The sequence below is a fragment of the Anaerohalosphaeraceae bacterium genome (assembly GCA_035378985.1).
Taxonomy (GTDB): domain Bacteria; phylum Planctomycetota; class Phycisphaerae; order Sedimentisphaerales; family Anaerohalosphaeraceae; genus JAHDQI01.
In genome coordinates this window covers 1-17844 of sequence record DAOSUR010000018.1, presented here as the reverse complement: position 1 = coordinate 17844, position 17844 = coordinate 1, and the positions used below count along the sequence as shown (strand labels likewise).

General features: G+C 55.7%; 13 protein-coding genes and 1 riboswitch. Of the genes, 1 reads left to right on the top strand and 12 read right to left on the bottom strand.

Going from position 1 to position 17844, the window contains the following annotated elements; translation table 11 throughout:
- Positions 1–10 precede the first annotated feature (10 nt).
- The 7 genes from PKY88_11375 to thiC form a co-directional block, all read right to left on the bottom strand.
- Positions 11–2206 (bottom strand): hypothetical protein, encoded by a 2196-nt coding sequence (locus tag PKY88_11375; protein ID HOQ05803.1) that lies wholly within the window; start codon positions 2204–2206, stop codon positions 11–13.
- Between the two features lie 48 nt (positions 2207–2254).
- Complete coding sequence (locus PKY88_11370) at positions 2255–3913, bottom strand: NPCBM/NEW2 domain-containing protein (protein HOQ05802.1); 1659 nt, start codon at positions 3911–3913, stop codon at positions 2255–2257.
- Complete coding sequence (locus PKY88_11365; protein ID HOQ05801.1) at positions 3910–4461, bottom strand: sigma-70 family RNA polymerase sigma factor; 552 nt, start codon at positions 4459–4461, stop codon at positions 3910–3912. The genes PKY88_11370 and PKY88_11365 overlap by 4 nt, the downstream gene beginning before the upstream one ends.
- 204 nt (positions 4462–4665) lie before the next feature.
- The gene (locus PKY88_11360) at positions 4666–5331 is read right to left on the bottom strand and encodes a PEP-CTERM sorting domain-containing protein (protein HOQ05800.1); all 666 of its coding nucleotides are present in this window, start codon (positions 5329–5331) and stop codon (positions 4666–4668) included.
- A 325-nt stretch (positions 5332–5656) separates the two neighbouring features.
- Positions 5657–8248: a PEP/pyruvate-binding domain-containing protein gene (locus PKY88_11355; protein ID HOQ05799.1), complete on the bottom strand. Its 2592-nt coding sequence runs from the start codon at positions 8246–8248 to the stop codon at positions 5657–5659.
- 129 nt (positions 8249–8377) lie between these two features.
- A complete protein-coding gene (locus tag PKY88_11350; GenBank protein HOQ05798.1) occupies positions 8378–9463 on the bottom strand; it encodes a hypothetical protein in 1086 nt (361 codons plus the stop codon).
- A 133-nt stretch (positions 9464–9596) separates the two neighbouring features.
- Positions 9597–10913 (bottom strand): phosphomethylpyrimidine synthase ThiC, encoded by a 1317-nt coding sequence (gene thiC, locus PKY88_11345; protein HOQ05797.1) that lies wholly within the window; start codon positions 10911–10913, stop codon positions 9597–9599.
- Positions 10914–10964: 51 nt separating this feature from the next.
- Positions 10965–11074, bottom strand: a riboswitch (TPP riboswitch).
- A 135-nt stretch (positions 11075–11209) separates the two neighbouring features.
- Here thiC and PKY88_11340 point away from each other — a divergent pair.
- On the top strand, positions 11210–11764 hold the full coding sequence (locus tag PKY88_11340; GenBank protein ID HOQ05796.1) for a lipid-binding SYLF domain-containing protein: 555 nt from the start codon (positions 11210–11212) through the stop codon (positions 11762–11764).
- 9 nt (positions 11765–11773) lie between these two features.
- Here the strand turns inward: PKY88_11340 and hpt are convergent, their stop codons facing one another.
- From hpt to PKY88_11315, 5 genes are all read right to left on the bottom strand, one after another.
- Complete coding sequence (gene hpt, locus PKY88_11335; GenBank protein HOQ05795.1) at positions 11774–12319, bottom strand: hypoxanthine phosphoribosyltransferase; 546 nt, start codon at positions 12317–12319, stop codon at positions 11774–11776.
- Positions 12320–12321: 2 nt separating this feature from the next.
- The gene (locus tag PKY88_11330; GenBank protein HOQ05794.1) at positions 12322–13431 is read right to left on the bottom strand and encodes a Xaa-Pro peptidase family protein; all 1110 of its coding nucleotides are present in this window, start codon (positions 13429–13431) and stop codon (positions 12322–12324) included.
- Between the two features lie 285 nt (positions 13432–13716).
- Positions 13717–16434, bottom strand: coding sequence for a NosD domain-containing protein (locus PKY88_11325; protein ID HOQ05793.1), 2718 nt, complete (start codon positions 16432–16434; stop codon positions 13717–13719).
- Between the two features lie 592 nt (positions 16435–17026).
- Positions 17027–17335 (bottom strand): hypothetical protein, encoded by a 309-nt coding sequence (locus tag PKY88_11320; GenBank protein HOQ05792.1) that lies wholly within the window; start codon positions 17333–17335, stop codon positions 17027–17029.
- 10 nt (positions 17336–17345) lie between these two features.
- On the bottom strand, positions 17346–17844 hold a 499-nt coding region (locus tag PKY88_11315), incomplete at its 5' end, for an RHS repeat-associated core domain-containing protein (GenBank protein ID HOQ05791.1).

Genomic DNA, 17844 nt, shown 5'->3' with positions numbered 1-17844 from the left:
GCCCTAACGACTACGGATAAAATCCCTCCGCCAGCCAGTTCTGAGCCATCAGGGCGAAGTCCGCCAAATCGACGCGGCAGTAAGATGTGCCGGTGTTGTCAACGTTGAAATTGCTGCCCGGGAAGTCCGTATAGATGCAGCCGGGTTTGCCCGTCAGGTTGTAGTATTCCTGAGCGATAGTTTCCGGGGTCAGCACATAGTTGTACACCCGCAGGTTGTCAATCAGCCCGTTGAAGTACCGATGAATGCCGCCCTGCGTATCCTGCGGCGATGCCCCGATGAGCATTCCGTTCACCCACGGCAGGAAGGTGCTGCTGGAGGCACTGCCGGAGGTGGCGATGAGACTGCCGTCCACATACACGCGCATAATATCATCCATCGCCCAGGTCGCCGCAATCATATGCCACTGTCCGTCGCCGGCCATGTTGAAGTTGTTCACCCACGTCGGCCGCCAGGACACCCAGGCCACCTGAGCCGTCTCACCCAACACCAGGGCTCGGGCGTTGGTATAGGTGGAATCCAAATCCGACTCCACAGCCAGTTCGAAGGCTGTATGCGGCCAGCCGTCTCCGTGATTCCAGCCGGACAAAATCGCCGCCACCTTGCTGTAGGGCTCCCCGCCGGGAACGGAATTGACCTTCACCCAGCAGACAACCGACCCGCGGTCCAGCCCGCCGCCGATGCCGCCGGCATCCAGCAGACTTGCCTTCGGGAAGCCGTTGTTGCCCAGCGTGACATACTGATTGAGGCCGTTCAAAGACAGGGCCTGCCCGCCGCCGATACCCGCTGCAAAGGTCGGGCTGCCGACACCGGTGCCGTTGACGCCGTGGCCGCTGCTGTCGTTCAGATTGCCGTCAAACAGATATTCAGCCACCTTGCGTTCCACAACCAGCGTCACGACATTGGAATAAACATCCGGAAAACTGCCGCCGCCGGACTGGGTCGCCGCATTCCAGATACGGCAGTAATAGTAGGCCTGATAGGCCTTGTTTGCCGAGGGGATTGTCAGGGTGGGACTGTTTCCGCCGATCGATGCACTGATGGCTGTATCGGAAGCGTCAATCACACCGTCCTGCGAGAAGTACCACTGATAACTGGGCGTCGTAACGCTTTGAACGGTGACCGTAAACTGCGGGTTGGGACCGCCGATTCCATAACGGGTGCTGACCGGCTGAGCCGTAATGACCGGCAGCGTGCTGAGCGTGTTAAAAGACCAAATGGGCCCGACAATATTGTTCGGTTCCACCGCCTCCAGGGTGCTGACACCGACGGTAAAAGTCTGCTCATAACCTTCCACGGCTTCCACAACCGCCCAGCGGAAAGTGCTGTTAATCGGAAGAAGCACGGGCCCATACTGAGATTCGGTCGTGGTCAGACCCGGGTCCACACCGGTTCTGCCGTGATAATACAGATTAGGGTCATTGAGCGTCTTACTGATGAAGACATATTCGTCCACAATCAGCGGATTGACCTCGTATTGTCCATTGGGGTCCCCACCCGGCCTCCACTTCAGGAGGGCATTGACAAAGTTGGGATTGGCGGCGAATTCCTGCTCCACAGAGGGATTGCGGGGCCCGTATTCATCCACCAGCCCTTCCGGCCAAATCCAGATGTTGTCAATGTAAATGGTGGTGCTTCCGGAACCGGTGTTGATGCCGAAGCCGATATTGGCGCCCCAGCCGCCAATGGCATTGATGATGGAATTTCGCGTTTCCTCATCCATCGTAAACACATACCGGTGGGGCAAACCGTCCACAATCAGCGGCTGCCACATATACAGATTCCAGCCGCCGCTCGGGGCCGCCGTATTATGAATAAACCCCAATTCACACCATCCGCCCGCCACTTCCGACGCGACAGCCGTGACATCTACGGAAATGACACACTGAGGGGACAAAATGGCCTGAATCCAGGGGTTGTCCAGCGTGTTGCCGTTGTCAAACAGGGGCAGCTGGACTGTCGCACCCCAGCCGCCGTCAGCATCCACACATTTTAACGAATGGGTTCCCCGTGTGGCAGCCACCGCCGGCAGAAGCGTGTCGGAAATGGCCAGCCCGCCGTTAAACCAGTGGTCATATCGATAGGGGGTAAAACCGGTGTCCGGGCCGCTTTCAAAATCTCCGATTAAAATCGGGTCCATCGCAAAACCGATGGACGAAAAAAGAAGGCCGAATCCTAAATATACCATTAACCATTTTCTTTTCATCTGCTTCCCCTTTCCCTTTTATCTTTTCATAAATCCGACGATACTCTTTCAGTATTTTCCCCTTAATTCCAGCCGCGGCTGTTCGAACAGACACCAGTCATAACTGATGTTGTCGCCGCCGTCGGTCGCAGCGAGAGTTAAAAATCGTTCCTCCGGACGAATTTCAACGTCGATTCTCTGAATCGAGGCCTGCTGATGAGGATTGAAATGATGAAACCGCACTTGACCGTCCACCAGCACCCAGAATTCATTGGCCATTTGAGCCAGCGCATTGGCCGAAACGCCGCAGCGGGCGGTAAAGCGGACAATCTCCAGATTCGGATACTGCCGCCGGAGGGCGTCCAGGTCAAACGTAATGCCGGCGTTGGAGTGAATCACCAGCACGGAAGAGGGGGTTTTGGACGGTTCCAGCGACACCTCCATCGGCTGGCCTTTCAGGAGCTCCTGATTGTCGCCGAGGCGGGCAGTGTAAATAATCGGCTGGGTAATGATATCCGCCCAGTATTCACCGGCCGTCCCCGGAAAACCGCCGAAGGTATGCCCGGCTGAAGAGACCTGCACCGGTCCCTGATTGCCGTTGGGAACAAACACCCCGTCCACAACCGGAAGAGCCGAAACCGGATGATAAGTTCCCGAACCGCTTCGGATATAGCCCTGCTCGGCCTCCGGATGAACCTGTCCTGTAGCCGGGTCGATTCCCATTGGGGACGAAACGGATTCTCTGCCGCTTCCGCCGGCGGCCAGGTTTGCCAAATCCAGATAGGTCTGTCCGTACCAGACGGACTGCTCCTGCGAGGAAATCTTTCGGGCAAAATACAGTTCCTTAAATTCAGCGGGTCGGATTTTTCCGTCCGGTTCAATCCGACGCGCCTGAGCCGGCTGGAGAATTTCACTGGTCTGCGGCGTACCCTGCACGCCGGCTACGAGATTCACCTTGCCCTTCATCACATGCACCTCGGCCTGGCCGCTGCGGACTTCCAACCCGAATTCCGTCCCCAAATCCACCACGCGAGAACCCGGACAATCAATGGTAAAACCGATGGCGGTATTGGGAACAGAGGCAAAGGCCTTTCCGCTGAACAGACGCATCTGGTTTTCTGAAAGCAGCTTGAAACGGGCGGGACCTTCGAGCACCACTTCAGCGCCGGAATCAAAGCGAATGGAAACGAACCCGGTGACCAAATCCTTCGGACGCACGGAAAGGCGGTCCCCCGGCTGAAGAGGAGTCTGATTGTAAGCCCAGCGGGCATTGACCGAATCGGCCAGGGTCGCCACCGCCGGCGAAGCAAAGAACTTCGCATAGACCACAATAAAAAGCATCGCGGCGACGGATACTGCAATTCCGAACAAAGAGAGCCGGCTGACGCGGCGTCTCGAAGGGGTCGGAGCGGTCAGCGGCTCCGAAACGGCCGGTTCCGCCGGACGTTCCACCGGCACCAGCTCCGCCGTCTGCTCGTGCCGGGCCAGCTGCTGCCACAGCTGCGCATCCAAAACCTCTTCCGTCGAAGCGGCGGTCTGCGGGGCGTGTTCCAGAAGGGTCCGAAGATGCGTATGAATCTGCAGAAACTCCACGTAATACCGGCGAACCGGAGGATGCTCGATAATCAGACGCTCCAGCTCGCGGATTTCTTCCTCCTCAATTCGCCCGTCCAGCGACTTGCAGATCAGATACCGCACTCGATAAAGGATTTTTTCCTCGGCGTTCATGGTCGTTCTCCCGCCGCCAGCGTTCGCCGCACACAGTTCAGCAGCCAGTCGTTCAGCCGAGCGGTATAACGATAAACGGCATCGATGGACGCACCGACTTTCTGGGCCACAAGACGGGCACTGGAGCCGTCATAATAGCGCATCCGGATAAACTGCCGGTCCTTGTCAGACAGTTTATTCAGGCAGTTTCGCAGGGCCTGAAGCCGGTCCTGGCTCTGCTCCTGCACCTTTTCCGTTTCGGAAATCAGCAGGTCATAGGCCTCTTCGCTCAGACACAGGCGGGAACGTTTGTTCTGTTTTCGGTAATTGAGAATCTGGTATTTGGCGATGGTGACCGCCCAGGAAACGAAGTTGGTTCCCGGTTCAAATTTGTGGAAATTTTTCCACATCACCGCCGCCGTTTCCTGCATAATGTCATCCGCATCCGAATCGTTCGGAACCATGCTGATGATGTAGGCATAGATTCGGGCGTGATTGGCCGTAAGCAGTTTGACGAACGGCGTTCGGGCCTTCAGAAAATCGGATGTCTTTTCGTTTTCCTGAGTCATCGTTACAATTCCCTGCGATATTCTGCAGTCCGTCTTTCACACCCGCCCCTTCTGCAATAGCCGCCGAATCCATTTGTCGGCGGTCTTTTTCAAAAACCTTCGTGTTTTTTCCAGGAAACCAGACCGCCGGCCGCCGAAGGGAAGAAAAACGGGCTTGCCTGCCGAAAGCGAACAAGCCCGTTTTCACCCTCCCGAATCCTCCTGCTACCGCCTGCGGCGAAGGACGGACAATCCGCCCAGCCCCAGCAGAACCAAGGAAGCCGGTTCCGGAACCAGCACTTTGATGTTGTCAAAGTAATACACCGCCATTGCCGGATAGATGGGTTCGCCGGTAATCGGGTCGTTTTCGTTGTTGCCGGTGTTGCTGATAAAGCCGATATTGGCCCATCCGGTGGCACTGCCCATCTTGGCCATTGCCTCTTCGGAAATCTGGAAAACAAGGGTTTGCGTGCTTCCGATGGAGACGCTCTGCCAGTCAAAAACACTCCACATCGTCTGTGCCCAGCCGCCTTCGGCACCGAGACCGGTATTAATCAGCAAACCGATAGAAGCCCAGCCGACAGGGAAATCATTGGCGAATGTCGTGATGTCCACGGAGACTTTTCCATAGGCGGCCAATTTGGCCTGAGCCGGGGTTCCCAGCAGGGCACCTTCAATCGTATTATCCCATCCTCCAAGGACTTGCGTCATTTTCATCGACCACTCCCCCAGGGTGGCGTTGGCCTGTACAGGGGTGGAGGAGTCGCCCGGTCGCCAGCCGCCGGTCCACCAGCCGTCGGTGGAGTTTTCAAAATTGCCGACTACAATGTCAGCCCAGGCAGAGGAGACCAGAACAAGAGAAACCAGACACAGAATTGCTTTTGCTTTCATCTTTCCTTCTCCTAAAGAGTTACGATAAGAGTTACGATTCATCATGCTTCATCTATCACGCACAAACACACTTCACACACACGGGACAAGGATACTCCGTAAAGCAATAGCCGTAAAAAGGGGCGCTTTGCGCAGATTTTGTGAAAAATAATATAAGGAAAAGTGTTGGTTTACCTTATAACGGAGGAGGAAAAAATTGGCGGGCAACCCAATAGCCACAAATTCGTTTGTGGATACTGAAAAGCGGTTCTGATGTCCACAAAATAGTTTGTCGGTATTGGAGTATCTGCAAAGGTCGGAGAAATAGGCAAAGACGGATTGGGAATTATAACAAAAACAGGATGGAACGGCGGGAGATGATGTCGCTAATAAGATGGAGGGAAATGCCGAGTTTGTCGAGGCAGATAAGCCGGATTGTATCCGAATAGTCGGCGGCATCCGGGAGGAACTCCTTTAGAGCATTCGGGCAATTCAGAAACCATTCTGCGCGGAAAAGGACCTCTGGGCGGGCCGGAAAGACGGCCATATAGAAAATGTCGCTTTCGACCAAGTCCTGAAAGAAATGGGTCCCGAAGGACAGGTCGGGAATCAGATTGCTTCCCTCGCAGGCAATTTCCGCCAGCACAGAGACATTGCTGATTTCCGCAAACCGCACCGGCACGCCTAAGGAAGGGGTGCTGGTGCCCCAGCGGCCGGGCCCCAGAAGCATCACAGACGTCTTTTCGCGGTCTTCAATCGTTCGGTTGAGCCGGCCGATAAGACGAGCCACCTCGTATTTTTGATTCTGCGGACACTCCAGATAAGGGTCCGGAACCACATAAATAATTCGATGGATGGGCAGCGAAACGCTCGGGCCCATCGTGAAGCCCTCTGTACGGAGAATAATCTTTTCATCAGGAACCGCGGAAGGCATCCGGATGTCAGCACGAATGCCTTTGGTCTGCAGCGGACGACACTGAACCAGGTTGATTCGCAGCTGGCCGTCCTGCGTAAAGTTGACGGTAAACTCAATATCGACCGGATACTGATAGGCGGCCTCGAGCGTTTTTAACAGCCGATGCATCAGCCGGGGAAACGGCGTTTCGGCCAGCAGTTTGCGGAAGGTTACCAGATAGTAGGTTTTGGCGTCGGAACGTCCTGTTTCCTGCAGACGCCGCATCAGATATTCATCCGGCGAAACAATCAGGTCCAGCGGCAGGTCCAGCGGCTCCGAGAGAATCTCCTGCACATCGATCGCCTTGAGGCGGTTTTCCTGCACATCGAGCAGGTCGATTTTGTGCTGGGAGAAGCGTCCGGCGCCGTCACGGTCAGCATAGGGCCGCACGAGCGGGTCGTCCAGAGCGATGGTCTGCGGGTAGTCATCCTCCACACGGTCCACGGCGCGAGTACCCAGTCCAAAGACCAGCCGCAGCATCCCGGCCTTCGGGTCCAGGGAGGCATTCCAGACGAAGGTGTTGTACGAAACACCCACCCCCGCCATAGCAGGAAAGTAATAATGCCGATGATAAGCGCCGGAGACCCGCTGAACCAGCAGGGCCATCTGTTCATCGTGTCCAGCCAAGCCCCGCTGGAGCCGATAGGTAAGGGCATTTTCGTTCATCGTACTGGCAAAAATGCGGCGGACGGCCTCTTCGAAGCGGGCCAGACGTTCATCGGGCTCGCCCTGATTGACCAGAAAGAGACTTTCGTATTTGCCGGCAAAGGCGTTGCCGAAAGAATCCTCCAGCAGACTGCTGGAGCGGACGATGATGGGCGACTGGCCGAAGTATTCCATCATTTCCTGAAACTGCCGGCGAATAGGCTCAGGAAATTTGCCGTGCAGCATTTTGTCCTTCAGTTCGGCGGCGGCGCGGAAGTAGCCCTCGGGCGTTTTCTGCTCCATAAAGAGTTTCCACCAGCCGTTTTCGACGATGTAGGTATAGAAAACGTCGGAGCCGATATAGAAGGAATCGTGCGGTTCGAGGCGCTCCTGCCAGTTTTCCGACGGGTCATTCTGAAGGATGCGTCGGGCGATGAGCATACCAGCGGTCTTGCCGCCGATGTAGCCGCTTCCAATCAGGCGGCTTTTGACAGCCAGCAGGTCTTCGAGGGTCAGATAGCGTCCGGCCAGCTGCCCGATGCGTTTTTCACGTCCAACCATGACCCGGCAGATTTGTTCCACCATCTGCCGGACCTGCGGAGTATCGGCCGGCAGTCCCCGCAGTTCCTGGGCTTCGAGGAAAAGCCGGTCCCAATAGTCCAAGATGCGTTCGGTACGCTGGAGACCCTGTTCGGACAGATGCGAAAACAGCCGCGCGGCGTCCAGACTGCTGCTGAGAGGGACAAACTTTAAGCCCTGCCGAATATGGGGCAGGTACATTGTCGGCGAATAGCGCCGCCAGACCTTCAGCGGGTGGACATAATCCTGACCCTCCAGATGATAGATATCCAGAAGCAGCTGGGTGGTTTCGCGGATGCGGGCAATGGTATGGAACGAATGGTGGTTGCGGAGGATGCCGAAATAGGCCAGCGTGTCCCATTCGTACAGATAGGGGCAGGTGACCATAAAGAAATTGCCGATCATCAGGTCGGTAGCCCAGGCGCTGAGCAGGTCCGACAGACAGTCGAAGACGTAGCAGACCAGGCGGCCGGCTTCGGAAATAATCTGATGAATGCGGCTGGAGAAACTCTCAAATCCGCCTTCGGCATCCAGCCGGATGATTTGAATGCCGGGATGCTCCGGCAGAAGCGGTTCGTGGTCGGCAAAACGGATGTAAAGGACGCGGCGGCCGTCTGCCAGGGCCTTATCGACAAAGGCGGCAGCATAGCGGCGATAGTCCTCGATACGGTCCACCTGCCAGACGACGTTGTCGCCCCAGCGAAGACCGCAGAGAATTTCATCTAAACCGACCAGACCGGTGCTGATCGAGACAGCCATCGGATTCTCCTGAAAGCTCGGTATCTTTTCGGCAGGAACAATTATACCTGAAGGAGAGAAAACACAAAATCCCAATCTCGAAATCCGAATCGCAATCTGCAAACCGGATTATTTGAGAAACAAAGCGGCTTATTCAAGCCAGGAGGCGGCCAGCATGGCCAAATCCGCCAAATCGACGACGCAGTCGCCGGTGATGTCGGCCGGCAGAGCGCAGGGAACAATGGAAAAGGCCGCATCGCTCGCATCGGAGACGGCCCGATTGCCCGCATTGACGACCCGCACGAGGGCCCGGTCAGACGAAACCAGCGGCACCAGCCAGTCATAGCGGCCGCTGCAGCCCTGATTGGGCGGATAGACCGGCTGCCAGGTCAGCCCGCCGTTCAGGGAAAATTCAACCAGCACATCTTCGACAGTCCCTGTCCAGGTCCAGAGCACCGGAACAACCGAGCCGGCGCGAATCGTTTGGGAGCCGTTTGGAGAAAGCAGCGTCAGCGTAGAAGCCGGCAAAGTTATGGTTCGGAGAGCCCCGAAATTCTGCCGTCCCCACTGGTTGGGGGCTCCGAAGGTGCTCAGGTCGCTGCCGCCGTCATAATCGGGCGAGTTGGCTGCAATCGAAGCGGACGGGTCGGCCTCCAGACGGAAGACCTCGTCGCTGCCGATGCCCGCCGCGGGGCTGACTCCCTCTCCGGCCGGGCCGAAAACGACGGTGCCGGCGGCATTGCGGATTCGCAGCTGCCAATTGGAGCTGCTGACGGGAAAGCCCGACGGCTCAATATAAACCCCATCGGCTCCGTCAGCGGCCTGCACATGAATCCACCAGTCCCCTGCCGCCGGATTGTACCCGGCATCTGTAGGAAGGTCTTCCCCGACGGTGATAATCGTGCCGGCACGAAGATCGGACCAGAGAGGATGATTGGTCAGGTCGAGGGTCTCATCGAGCAGTCCGTTTTCATAGATATCCAGTTTCCAGCCGCGCATGTCGAGATGGTCCTGAATAACAACCAGCTCGAACCAGTCGCCGCCGTTGCCGGGCACACGCCCCCAGAATGTATCGCAGGCATACCCGCCGCCCGCATCAGCGGCCGCATTGCCCCCGCCCAGATAAGCATCGGAAGCAACGGCATTGTACTCATTCAAAATCACCGGAGCTGAAACAGCGCAGAACGCACTTGCCAGGTAAAGAAAAAAACAAACTGCTGTTTGAACACCTTTCATCGGAGTTTCCTCTCAATACGCCTCATCGCCGACAAACCCCCATTTCGGATATTGCCTGTCATTGATGCTACTATACAAAAACAGTGACGCTTTTTCAAGAAAAAAACCGCTTTGCAGGCCGAGGAAAAACGCTTTATCTTTGCGGTGATGACAAAAGCTGCCGGATTTCCTTATTGATTCGCAGGGAGCACCAGGGTTTGCCGCACATCGTGCAGTAGTCATCCTGCGTGGCTTCCTGACCGATGCGGCTGTGAGCACAGGCCTCCTCGTACATCGCCCGTGCGGTGTTGGGGTCGAGGGCGTTGTTCAGATGCTCCTTCCAGTCAAGGGCGGCACGGGCCTCGCTGAGCCGGCGGTCGCGCTCGACGGCAGCAGGCAGCCCGCGTGCCACATCGGCGGCGTGCGCGGCGATTTTGGCGGCGATGACACCCTGCCGCACATCGTTGACATCCGGCAGCCCCAGATGCTCCCGCGGGGTCACATAGCACAAAAACGAAGCGCCGTAATAGGCCGCCGCCGTGCCGCCGATGGCGCTGGTGATGTGGTCATAGCCGGGGGCGCTGTCGGTAACCAGCGGGCCGAGCACATAGAACGGAGCCCCTTTGCAGATTTGCTGCTGGAGCTCCATATTGTACTGAATCTGGTTGAAGGGCACATGGCCGGGGCCTTCAACCATCACCTGACAGCCCTGGTCCCAGGCCCGCTGGGTCAGCTCGCCCAGCGTCCGCAGCTCGGCAATCTGGGCCGCATCCGTGGCATCGGCTCCGCAGCCCGGACGCAGGCCGTCGCCCAGCGAAAAGCAGACGTCATACTCCCGCATAATTGCGCACAGGTCATCGAACAGTTCATAGAGCGGGTTTTGGCGGTTGTGATAGAGCATCCACTTGGCCAGCAGGGCACCGCCGCGGCTGACGATGCCGCACACCCGCGAGCCCAGCAGGTTGAGGTGTTCACGGAGGATGCCTGCGTGGATGGTGAAGAAATCGACACCCTGGGCGGCCTGCTTTTCGATGACCTTCAGGATGGTGTCGGGCGTAATGTCCTCGACATCGCGGCCGACGATGACTTCATAGATGGGGACGGTTCCGAACGGCACGGGACATTCGGCCAAAAGGCGCGTGCGGATTTCATCCAGGCTGCCGCCGGTGCTCAAATCCATAACCGCATCAGCGCCGGCTTCAAGGGCCGTTTTGAGCTTCTCAATCTCCTGCTGCAAATCGGAACGGACGCTGCTGCATCCGATGTTGGCGTTGATTTTGGTGCTGACAGCCCGTCCGATTCCTGCAGGGATAAGACGGCAAGACAAGTGCACCCGGTTGGCCGGAATCACCAGCCGGCCGGCGGCGGTTTCTTCCCGAACTATCTCCGGACGCAGCCCCTCTTTTTGTGCGACAATTTTCATCGCCTCTGTAATCCGACCCGCCCGCGCTTCCTGTAATTGTGTGGCCATAAACGCTCCGATTGTTTCAGTCTTTTCAGCGGGAAACGAACACAGAAGGGAACTTCTGAAAGGCCGCTTCCCTACGCAGGTCTCCGCCGTCGGCGGTTTGCCTGATCAGGTTCGAAGGGTTTTTCTCAGGTCATTTTTTATGACCACCCCCAGCGAACCGAAGTATTATACGAATAAAGAGAAGAAAGGTCAAAAAAAGATTTTCAGATTCCTATTGTCAACCGGAAAGGTCGTGATACAATTTTGAAGCGTTCGGATATATTTTTCCGAATGAAAGACAAGAAAGGAGCCCGAAGATGACCATTCAGCGATGCATCTGTTTGTTGGCAGTGATTGTGCTGGCAGGATGTTCGGCCAGCCCTCCGCAGGCAGGCCAGCGGGAAATGCTTCTGGCGGACGTGCAGGAGGCAATTGCCGACTTCAAACGGGCTGACCCGACCCTGCGGAGTTATTTCGAGCGTTCCGCCGGCTATGCTGTCCTGCCGAAGGTGGCCAAAGGGGCCTTTCTGCTCGGCGGGGCCTACGGACGCGGAATGGTGTTTGAAAAAGGCGGCCGCTTTCTCGGCTACTGCGATATGAAGCAGGCAACGCTGGGCTTTTCGTTCGGGGGAGAATACTTCCGCGAAGTCATCTTCTTCCGCTATCCGCAGGATTTGCGGATTTTTACAGAGGGCAATTTTACCCTGTCGGCCCAGGCGACGGCGACGGCGGTTTCGGTCGGTGCGGCGGCCAAGGCCGACTATCAGGATGGGATGGCGGTCTTTGTGCTGGCGGATACGGGGCTGATGGTAGATGTGTCCATCGGCGGTCAGCGGTTTGAGTTTGAATCGGCCCCGCGTCTGATGAATTAGCCGCTGGTTTTACTGCGCCAAAGCGGCAACGAAGGGCAGGTCGCGAAAGCGCCCCTGATAATCCAGCCCGTAGCCAATCACGAAACAATCTTCAATGGTCAGACCCAGAAAATCGATTGCCGCCGGTTTTTGATGCGGAATTTTCTTTTCGAGAAGCACACAGGTTTTCACATCGGCGGGCCCGCAGGTGCCCAGCCACTCCTGAACAGCCGCCAGCGTCAGACCCGTGTCGTAAATGTCATCAATCAGAAGAACCTTTCGGCCGCGAATCTTGCCGGCCAGGTCGAGATGACCCTGCAGCCGGACGTTCCCGCTGGACTGCGTGGTGCCGCGATAACTGGAGGCGCTGAGAAACTCGACCTGCACGGGAAAACGAACCTGCCCCAGCAAATCCGAAGCAAAGATTCGGGCCCCTTCAAGAATCACCAGCGCCACAACGTTGTCTTCTTGTGCATAAGCGGTGTTGAGTTCGGAGGCCAGACGCTCGACAGTTTGAGCCAGCCGCTCGGCGGAGACGATGATTCGCTCATACGGTCTGGAATCCGGAGCGGTCACGGTCAGCCTTTCAAAATCTGAAGCGAGCCGCGGCTGTACCCGGTTCGACGGTCCGTGGTAAGAACCTCCGCGCCGGTCTCGGTAATCAGCACATCATCCTCCAGGCGAATGCCGAAACGTCCGGGCAGGTAAATGCCGGGTTCGATGGTGATGACCTGTCCGGCTTCGAGGCGGGTTTTCTTGTCCAGCGGGGTCAGATAGGGCATCTCATGCACCTCCAGTCCCAGTCCGTGGCCGGTGCCGTGGCCGTATACAGGAAAGCCGGACCGCTGAATCACTTTGCGGGCGGCGGCATCCACTTCAACGGCGGGTACACCGTTGCGAAGTTTGGCAATGGCGGTCTGCTGGGCGGCATAAACGGTCTCCCAGGCCCGCTGATACTCGCCGGAAACCTTGTTCCAGCCGAAACTGCGGGTGATGTCGCAGGTGTAGCCGTCAAAACTGACGCCGAAGTCAATCAGGATAGTATCGTGTGCACGGAGTTTGCGTCCGGAGGGCTGGTGGTGGTTGCGGGAGCCGTTGGGGCCGAAGGCAATGATAGTGTCGAAACCGGGGCGGGCGCCGCGCATGCGCATCTGGTATTCCAGATGCGCCGTCAGCTGCTGTTCGGTCATTCCCGTTCGCAGGACCTTGAGAGCCGAATCGAGGCACTCCCAGGCAATTTGAGCGGCCCTTCGGATGGTTTGAATTTCGGCGGGCGTTTTTATCAGGCGAATCTGCTCGACGGCGCTGTCGGCACAGACAACGGCGGTCCTGAGCGGATGAAGCGCCTTGCGGATGCGCATCAGGGTTCCGACGGAGATGGTTTTTTCCACGGCCAGACGGCGGATTTTGCCGTGCCGTTTGACCTCCTCGGCCAGGGCATCGGTGATGGTTTTTTTCCGCTCGATGATTCGACAGCCCAGGCATTCTCCCATTGCCTGTTCCGTATAGCGGCTGTCGGTCAGCAGAATCGAGGCCTTCTGCGTAACCAAAACCCAGCTGTCGTGGCCGGAAAAATTGGTGATATATCGGACGTTCTCGACCTTGGTCAGGACCAATGCGTCCAGGTTTTTCTCCCGCAGAAACGTGCGAAGCTGTTTAAGACGGCGTTGAATCAGTTTTTTGTCCATAGCCATTTCCCAGAGCCAGAAATTACATCAAACCGGCAGTAAAATACCTGTTTTGGCCGGAAATGGCAAAAAGATTTTTTGCCGTCATCGCGGGCTTTTATTTCGTATAATTTCTATGTAGAGAGATATGCAGGTCCCCAAGTCGGGGTTTTGATAAGCAATCTCCTCTCCTGTCTTTTCCATGGCATGGACGCTCCGTCGGGGCGGCAGTCCGTCGGCCGGGCCGCCGCCCCGGTTTTTTTTTATCATCCTTTTTTTATCGGCCCTCGGAAGGACAGATACACCCTACGGCCGACAGGCATCCGGATTGTTGTAGCCGCAGGCCATCCATTGGGAGGCAAAGACCGCAAAATCCGCCAGGTCCACTGTGCAGTCGCCGGTGGCATCCATTGTCGGTCTGTTCACACAAATCGGCGGCACAACCGGCGGGTCCTCCGGGTCCGGTCCTGATGTGCTGCTCAGACTGGCAAAGGCCGTTCCGCCGTCAAAGCCCAGATTGATTCGGCCTCCATTGGGGTTCGGCTCATATTTAACGCCGTCCGCCGGGTCACCCTTGTCTATGCAGGGACTTGTTTGGCCGTCGATGACCCATTGCTGGCCGGCGGAATCCCAGCGGCCGTATTGAGACAGCAGCGTATAATCTCCGGCCGTCCAGACAGCATCATTCCATTGGCCCCGCGCTGCAAAGAGCGGGTTGGCATACATATCCCCCGTCTTGGCGTAGTTGTTGTAAAAATTGCCGCCGGCATTCTGCCAGAAGCAGTTGTATCGGTTCTCTGCGGGCCCGTAAATCCCTTTGCCTCCGTTGTAGGCAAGGATGTTGTTCTTGACGATGCCGTTGCAGTGTATCACAGCATGCCCCTTGTTTTCGGCAATCGTGTTGTTGATAACGGACGTGCACGAATACACGCCGTCGGACTGATTGCCGACAATCAGATTGTTTCGGACAAACCCTGCAAACTCCGACACGCCGCGGCCGCCGCTGCCGGAAATGGTGTTTTCCCAAAGCTGCTGGGAACCGCCGCTGACGCCGTGGGAGCGGCTGCCGGAAATCACATTGTGATGAATATCCGCACTGCAGCCGGACACACCGATACCGTTGTTCCAAATCGTATTCTCAAAAATCTCGCCTGTGCAGGCATTTAAACCGGCGATTTTGTTTTGGGTGATTTGGTTGTTTCGGATTGCGCCGCTGCACGAAGAAAGCCCCGACCCTGCATTGCCGGAAATAGTGTTTTCGTAAATCATTCCGGAGCACAAACTGATTCCGTGTCCCTGATTGCCGGTAATTTGGTTGAAGGAAATCTCCCCGCCGGAGCAGCCGGCCGCACCATCGGAACGGTTCTTTTCGATTCGATTGTTTCGAACGGCGCCGGCTGCCTGATAAATCCCTCGGCCCCTGTTGCTGGTGATTGTATTGCCGATTACATCCCCCGTACAGAGAACGATGCCTTCCTGATTCCCGCGGATGGTGTTGTTTTCAAGGATGCCCTGATGGTTATACACGCCGATGCCGGAATTGTCCGAAATTGTATTGTTCTTGACCCGGCCTGTACCGTTTTGGACGGCATGGCCCCAGTTGAAGGTTATCCGATTCTGTTCGAGGTCGCCGCCGCCGGATACTCCAAACCGATTTTTCTGAATCGTATTTCCGGAAAGATACGGCAGCGAATCATACATACAGAGCACACCGTATTCGAATCCGGAAATCACATTTCCGGCAATCATCGGAGCGGTGCTATAACAGAGAATCCCTTCACCGGAGAAGACAATTCTTTTGCCGTAGATGTCTCCGTTTCCGTTCCGATAGTCTTCCCAGATCACGATGTCGCCGGAAACGGCGGGCTCTTCTTGCCATCCCTCTGCTGTGCAGACGGCAAACTCCTCACCAGTCGCAAGGTTTTTGCCGTAGATGTCGGGATTGGACCAGTTCCCAATGGCACTCCGCCAATCTTGCCAGACCACGATGTCGCCGGAAACGGCGGGAGAATATTGGCTTTCCTCCGCCGTGCAGACAGCAAATTCTTCACCGGTCGCAAGGTTTTTGCCGTAGATATCATCATTTCCGTTCCGAAGGTCTGTCCAGACCACAATGTCGCCGGAAACGGCGGGAGAATATTGGCTTCCCTCCGCTGTGCAGACGGCAAACTCCTCACCAGTCGCAAGGTTTTTGCCGTAGATATCATCATTTCCGTTCCGAAGGTCTGTCCAAACCACAATGTCGCCGGAAACAGTGGGAGTTTGGTGCCATTCCTCCGCCGTGCAGACGGCAAACTCCCCGTTTGTTGAAAGGTTTTTGCCGTAAATGTCTGGCCAGCTGTTCCGCCAGTCTGTCCAAACCACGATGTCGCCGGAAATCGCCGGAGCCGTTTGGTCCCCCTCCGCTGTGCAGACAGCAAATTCTTCACCGGTCGAAAGGTTTTTGCCGTAAATGTCAGAATTTCCGTTTCGCCAGTCTGCCCAGACCACGATGTCGCCGGAAATCGCCGGAGCCGTTTGGTCCCCCTCCGCTGTGCAGACAGCAAATTCTTCACCGGTCGAAAGGTTTTTGCCGTAAATGTCAGAATTTCCGTTTCGCCAGTCTGCCCAGACCACGATGTCGCCGGAAATCACTGGAGCCGTTTGGTCTGCCTGCACCGTGCAGACATCGAAAAAACAATTATTATTCGGCGACAGATATTCTTTAGGCGCAGGCAGAATTGTAAAACCGCTAAGGACAGAGTCCGGGCCTTCAAGAAAATCAAAGGTTACGGTCCCCCGGATGATGGTTGAGCAAACCACAGCGGGGTTATGGGGATCAATGCTGGTTAACAGAACCGCCCGGCTGTTGAAGTAGATGTCTTCTCGGTATTCCCCCGGATAAACAAGGAGGATATCCCCATCCCAGGAGGCATCGATGGCCTCCTGAATACTCGTAAAATCTCCTGTGCCGTCCGGTGCCACCGTCCAGGTTGCCCCCAACGCCGCTGCGCTGAGCATCGCCGTCATCACCGCAAATCGCATAACTCCTCCGAATGAAAAAGGATGTGAATAAAAAACCTTTCAGCCCCCGAACTGAACCAGTTGCCCGCTCGGTGCTTTCCTTCTGAACCGGGGTTTTTCCTCCGGACGTGACCGGGAAAAACCCGCTGTTTATTCTTCTGTAGCATCCTTCATAGCAAATCTGATAACAAACTGTAGGCAAAAAAAGAGAGAAATCACCTTAAATGCGGCCATTAAAATGCCTTTTTGGCTCTGAAAATTGACATGCCGCATCCGTCAACGGCCGCACCGACCCTAATCCGTCGGCAAGAACAAACACATTCTCGCCCCAGCCCGCCGCATCGTAAACCCTTACGGACTTTCTCGGAAAGTTTCTTTCCGGTTTTCCAGCTTGTGCTGAGCCCCTATTCTTATACTTTCGCCGATAAGCGGCAGAGCTGCTATCACCAAATACGGGTGGCGAAAACCGGAATCCGAAACATACAGCCCTGCGATAACTCCGAGAGCAAAATATTTGATGGCAATTCCAATATATCTTACAATCTTCCAGTACTCGACTTTCGTAAAAGTGTCCCCTGCGGCCCTGTCCGAAATCGCCGCGGGAATGCAGACCTCACCGTAAATGCGAAAAGAAAAAAGACAAAGCTGTGTTTGAAGATAAATATATAAAAAAACCAGAATCCTGTTCGCTCCCAAAAGTAAAAAAAGAAATCCTGGAGGAAAACCAAACACCACGCAAGGCAAAGGTCACAGGCGGATATCCATAACAAGATCCGCCACAAGCGTTTCCGCCGAGAGGAAAACATTGCTCTTTTTTTAAGAAAGAAAAAAGAGCTGCCGTGAATAAAACGCTCACAAGAACCGCAGAAACAATCAGAGTCTCACGAACAGTCTTTTCTGCTTCCTCAATTATCACATTCATTGTTGCTGTCTTATTGCTGAGAACATTGTTTAAGGGCTTCAGCGGCTGCCTTATGGGTATCGCTAATCACATCAAACCCACAGACAGTTCCCACGCCTCCAACGATAATTACTGCCATTTTTCCCGGCCATGTAGGTATTAACAAACCTTCGATGAGTACTTCCCCAAAACCAACGAATGTACCACCGGCTGCAAAATTCGTCGTATAGGCAGCAGTTTTCAGCCATACACATTTTTCACAACTCGCACATTCATCATCCCCCGGCTTTGGACATTTCGGAAAACAGATTGAGTAATCGTTTATATTTTCTCCCGGTACTCCACGAAACGCACGGACACAATTTATAATCGAACCTACTACTATAGGAAGCCAATCAACCAATTTGTACCCGGTTGGATCAATCTGAATAATTGGATTATTTCGCACATACAAGAAGAGATTCATCCCATCTGTATACCCCATCGGGTCGCGGGAGAGGAATCGGCCGAGGGCGGGAGGGCAACTCCGG

Excerpts from the sequence above, each read along its gene's own strand:
- PKY88_11375 (HOQ05803.1), bottom strand. The coding sequence starts at position 2,206 with ATGAAAAGAAAATGGTTAATGGTATATTTAGGATTCGGCCTTCTTTTT.
- PKY88_11370 (HOQ05802.1), bottom strand. The coding sequence starts at position 3,913 with ATGAACGCCGAGGAAAAAATCCTTTATCGAGTGCGGTATCTGATCTGC.
- PKY88_11365 (HOQ05801.1), bottom strand. The coding sequence starts at position 4,461 with ATGACTCAGGAAAACGAAAAGACATCCGATTTTCTGAAGGCCCGAACG.
- PKY88_11360 (HOQ05800.1), bottom strand. The coding sequence starts at position 5,331 with ATGAAAGCAAAAGCAATTCTGTGTCTGGTTTCTCTTGTTCTGGTCTCC.
- PKY88_11355 (HOQ05799.1), bottom strand. The coding sequence starts at position 8,248 with ATGGCTGTCTCGATCAGCACCGGTCTGGTCGGTTTAGATGAAATTCTC.
- PKY88_11350 (HOQ05798.1), bottom strand. The coding sequence starts at position 9,463 with ATGAAAGGTGTTCAAACAGCAGTTTGTTTTTTTCTTTACCTGGCAAGT.
- thiC (HOQ05797.1), bottom strand. The coding sequence starts at position 10,913 with ATGGCCACACAATTACAGGAAGCGCGGGCGGGTCGGATTACAGAGGCG.
- PKY88_11340 (HOQ05796.1), top strand. The coding sequence starts at position 11,210 with ATGACCATTCAGCGATGCATCTGTTTGTTGGCAGTGATTGTGCTGGCA.
- PKY88_11330 (HOQ05794.1), bottom strand. The coding sequence starts at position 13,431 with ATGGACAAAAAACTGATTCAACGCCGTCTTAAACAGCTTCGCACGTTT.
- PKY88_11325 (HOQ05793.1), bottom strand. The coding sequence starts at position 16,434 with ATGCGATTTGCGGTGATGACGGCGATGCTCAGCGCAGCGGCGTTGGGG.
- PKY88_11320 (HOQ05792.1), bottom strand. The coding sequence starts at position 17,335 with ATGAATGTGATAATTGAGGAAGCAGAAAAGACTGTTCGTGAGACTCTG.